Source organism: Pseudorhodobacter sp., from assembly GCF_030452865.1.
Lineage (GTDB): Bacteria > Pseudomonadota > Alphaproteobacteria > Rhodobacterales > Rhodobacteraceae > Pseudorhodobacter.
On the sequence record NZ_JAKDLJ010000314.1, the window covers coordinates 1 to 4,452 of the forward strand.

Annotated in this window: 4 protein-coding genes; all 4 read left to right on the forward strand. The window is 60.0% G+C overall.

The features are described 5' to 3' along the window. Nucleotides 1-881: recombinase RecA (gene recA, locus L0H65_RS15290; RefSeq protein ID WP_301459905.1), on the forward strand; the 881-nt coding region annotated here is incomplete at its 5' end. 132 nt (nt 882-1,013) lie between these two features. Further along, nucleotides 1,014-3,674 (forward strand): alanine--tRNA ligase, encoded by a 2,661-nt coding sequence (gene alaS, locus L0H65_RS15295; RefSeq protein ID WP_301459906.1) that lies wholly within the window; start codon nt 1,014-1,016, stop codon nt 3,672-3,674. Nucleotide 3,675: 1 nt separating this feature from the next. Continuing rightward, nucleotides 3,676-3,966, forward strand: a complete 291-nt coding sequence (locus L0H65_RS15300; protein WP_301459907.1) for a DUF1330 domain-containing protein — start codon at nt 3,676-3,678, stop codon at nt 3,964-3,966. A 96-nt stretch (nt 3,967-4,062) separates the two neighbouring features. Then, nucleotides 4,063-4,452, forward strand: a 390-nt coding sequence (locus tag L0H65_RS15305; protein ID WP_301459908.1) for a class II glutamine amidotransferase, incomplete at its 3' end; no start/stop codon positions are given.

A 4,452-nucleotide genomic window follows, 5' to 3' on the forward strand; every position in this document is an offset into this window, starting at 1 on the left:
GGATCGGCGGGCTGCCACAGGGCCGGATTATTGAGATTTATGGGCCGGAAAGTTCCGGCAAGACCACGCTGACGCTGCATGCGGTGGCCGAAGCGCAGAAGAAGGGCGGGGTCTGCGCCTTCGTCGATGCCGAACACGCGCTCGACCCGCAATATGCCAAGAAGTTGGGCGTCAACCTTGATGAATTGTTGATCAGCCAGCCCGACACCGGTGAACAGGCGTTGGAAATCGTTGATACTTTGGTGCGCTCTGGTGCGGTCAGCATGATCGTGGTCGATTCGGTCGCGGCACTGGTGCCGAAGTCCGAGATTGAAGGTGATATGGGCGATATGCAGATGGGCTCTCAAGCGCGATTGATGAGCCAGGCGATGCGCAAGCTGACCGCTTCGATCGGGCGCAGCAATTGCATGGTGATCTTCATCAACCAGATCCGGATGAAAATCGGCGTGATGTTCGGCAGCCCGGAAACCACGACTGGCGGCAATGCATTGAAATTTTATGCCTCGGTCCGTCTGGATATCCGCCGCATCGGTGCGATCAAGGATCGGGATGAAGTGGTCGGCAACTCCACCCGCGTCAAAGTGGTGAAGAACAAAGTGGCGCCACCGTTCAAACAGGTGGAATTCGACATCATGTATGGCGAGGGCATTTCCAAAACCGGAGAATTGGTCGATCTCGGCGTCAAGGCTGGCGTGGTGGAGAAATCCGGTTCCTGGTATTCTTACGGGGATGAGCGGATCGGGCAGGGGCGTGAGAATGCCAAGCTGTTCCTGAAAACCAATCCCGGCGTTGCGCAGGAGATCGAGGATAAGATCCGCGCCTCCCACGGGTTGGATTTCCATATGGATGAAGCCGCGAGCGAGCCCTTGCTGGACGATTGATCCCAAAGACGGATGAACGACTTGAAAGGCCGGGGGAAACGCCCGGCCTTTGCCATTGCCACAGTGGACAGTTCTGCCTTGCATCGTTAAACACCGGGCGAACCCGCCATTTGCCGGACAAGGGGCCGCCTCATGCCATCGCTGAATGATATCCGCTCAACCTTTCTGAATTACTTTGACCGCAACGGCCATCGCATCGTTGAAAGCGGCCCGCTGGTTCCACGCAACGACCCGACGCTGATGTTCACCAATTCCGGTATGGTACAGTTCAAGAATTGTTTTACCGGGGTGGAACAGCGCGATTATGTCCGCGCCACCACGGCGCAAAAGTGTGTGCGGGCGGGCGGCAAACACAATGATCTGGACAATGTAGGTTATACCGCGCGCCACCATACCTTCTTTGAAATGCTGGGAAATTTCAGCTTTGGCGACTATTTCAAAGCTGATGCGATCCCCTTCGCGTGGGAATTGCTGACCCGTGATTTCGACATCCCGAAAGACAGGTTGCTCGTCACGGTGTATCACACCGATGATGAGGCCGCCGCCTTGTGGAAAAAGGTGGCGGGGCTGCCCGATGACCGCATCATCCGCATCGCCAATGACGACAATTTCTGGCGCATGGGGCCGACCGGTCCCTGCGGCCCGTGCACCGAGATTTTCTTTGACCATGGCGACAAGATCTGGGGCGGCCCGCCCGGCTCTGCTGAACAGGATGGCGACCGTTTCATCGAGATCTGGAACCTTGTCTTCATGCAGAATGAGCAGCATCCCGATGGCTCTCTGACGCCGTTGCCGAAGCAAAGCATCGACACCGGCATGGGGCTGGAGCGGATCGGCGCTTTGCTTCAGGGCAAGCTCGACAATTACGATACCGATCTGATGCGCAGCCTGATCGAGGCTTCGGCCCATGCCACCAGCACCGATCCGGACGGCCCAGGCAAGACCCACCATCGCGTGATTGCGGATCATTTGCGCTCCACCTCCTTCCTGATCGCGGATGGGGTGTTGCCCTCGAATGAGGGGCGCGGCTATGTGCTGCGCCGCATCATGCGCCGCGCCATGCGTCACGCGCATCAACTCGGCGCGCAAGACCCGGTGATGTACCGGCTGGTTCCGGCTTTGGTGCGCCAGATGGGGGCGGCTTATCCGGAATTGACCCGCGCGCAGGCGATGATTGAAGAAACCCTGCGGTTGGAGGAAACCCGGTTCCGCCAGACTTTGGACCGCGGCCTGAAACTGCTTGATGATGAACTTGCCAAGATCCCCGATGGCGCGAACCTGCCCGGCGACGCGGCGTTCAAACTTTATGACACCTATGGGTTTCCGCTGGATCTGACGCAGGATGCGCTGCGCGAACAGGGGCGCGCGGTGGATACTGCCGGGTTTGAGGCGGCGATGGCCGAGCAGAAAGCCAAGGCGCGGGCAAGTTGGGCCGGGTCGGGGGAAACCAGGGATGCTGCAATCTGGTTCGATCTGGCAGAGGCACACGGGACAACGGAATTTCTGGGCTACGACTCAGAAGCCGCCGAAGGGCAGGTGTTGGCACTGGTGCAGGCGGGGGCGGAGGTTGCAAAGGCTGGCAAGGGCCAATCGGTGCAGATCATCCTGAACCAGACGCCGTTTTATGCCGAATCCGGCGGGCAGGTCGGCGATGAGGGCGTGCTGAAAACCGCGACCGGTAAGGCGCGGATCACCGACACCAGGAAAAGCCAGGGTCTGTTCATCCATTTGGCTGAGGTGACGGAAGGTGAGATTGCGACGGGGCAGGGCGCCAGCCTGACCGTCGATCACGCCCGGCGTTCGGCCATCCGCGCCAACCATTCCGCGACCCATTTGCTGCATGAGGCGCTGCGCCGCGCGCTTGGCGATCACGTCGCGCAGCGCGGGTCGCTGAATGCGCCGGACCGTTTGCGCTTTGATTTCAGCCATAGCCAAGCGGTTTCTGCTGCCGAACTCGCGCAGGTGGAGGCGGAGGTGAACGCCCATATCCGGGAAAACGGCGCGGTGGACACCCGCATCATGACGCCCGATGACGCCCGCGCCTTGGGCGCGCAGGCGCTCTTTGGTGAGAAATATGGCGATGAAGTCCGCGTGGTGTCCATGGGCGCGCTGGAAGGGTCCGGCAAAGGCGTCGACAAGCGGACCTACAGCCTGGAACTTTGCGGCGGTACCCATGTCGGGCGCTTGGGGGAGATCGGGCTGTTTGTTCTCCTCGGCGATTCCGCGTCCTCGGCGGGTGTGCGGCGGATCGAGGCGCTGACCGGTGAAGGTGCGCTGGCCTATCTGAAAGAGCAGTTGGGCAATCTGGCAGAGGTTTCGGCGGTGCTGAAAGTGACGCCTGCGGAACTGGCAGGCCGTGCTAAGGCGCTTCTGGATGAACGCCGCAAGCTGGAGAATGAGGTCGCGCAACTGCGGCGGGAACTGGCAATGGGGGGCGGTGGCGCGTCAGGTGCAGACGTCAAGGAAATCAATGGGGTAAAGCTGATTGCTCAGGTGCTTTCCGGCGTTTCCGGCAAGGATTTGCCGGGGCTGATTGATGAGATGAAGGCGCGGATCGGTTCCGGTGTGGTTCTGTTGATTGCTGATACCGGGGCGAAACCTGCGGTGGCGGCGGGGGTGACAACGGACTTGACGGAGCGGCTTTCGGCCGTGGATATCGTCAAGGTCGCGGCGCTGGCTTTGGGCGGCAAAGGCGGCGGCGGACGGCCCGATATGGCACAAGCGGGCGGCGTGGATATTGGCGGCGCGGATGCGGCGATTGCCGCTGTCGAAGCTATTTTGGGAGGGAAATAACATGCCAACAGCACTTTGGATTGCAAATGTCGAAGTGACGGATGCCGAAGCCTACGGAAAATATGCCAAGCTCGCCGGGCCAGCGATCGCCCTGCATGGTGGCGTGTTTTTGGCGCGCGGCGGGCGGTATGTGCAACTTGAAGGCAATGATCGCGCGCGCAATGTCGTCGCGCGCTTTCCCAGCCTTGAGGCGGGGGTGGCCTGTTACCATTCCGCCGAATATCAAGCGGCACTTTCCCATGCCAAAGGCGCCAGCATCCGCGATTTGATGGTTCTGGAAGAGTCTGAATAGCGGCCGACATTTTCCCCCTGTATCAACCCTTTCTTTGCGCTATGCTGGCACGATCAAAGCGCGGCATCAGACTGCGCGGGGCAGAGGGAATACATCATGTGTCGTTGGGCCGCCTATATCGGCAATCCGATTTTTCTGGAAGATATCGTCAGCCGACCGAAGCACTCGCTGATCCATCAAAGTCAGTGCGCGACGGAATGTAAATCCGCGATCAACGCCGATGGGTTTGGTCTTGCCTGGTACGACACCCGGCTGGAACCTGGGCAGTTTCGCGATGTCTCGCCCGCCTGGTCGGATTGCAACCTCAAAAGCCTTATTACCCAGGTGAAGTCGGGCCTGTTCATGAGCCATGTCCGTGCTTCCACCGGCACCGCGACCAGTCGGAATAATTGCCATCCCTTCACCTCGAAGCGTTGGTCGTTCATGCATAACGGGCAGGTCGGTGGCTTTGAACATTTCCGCCGGGCTGGCGACATGCTGATCCCC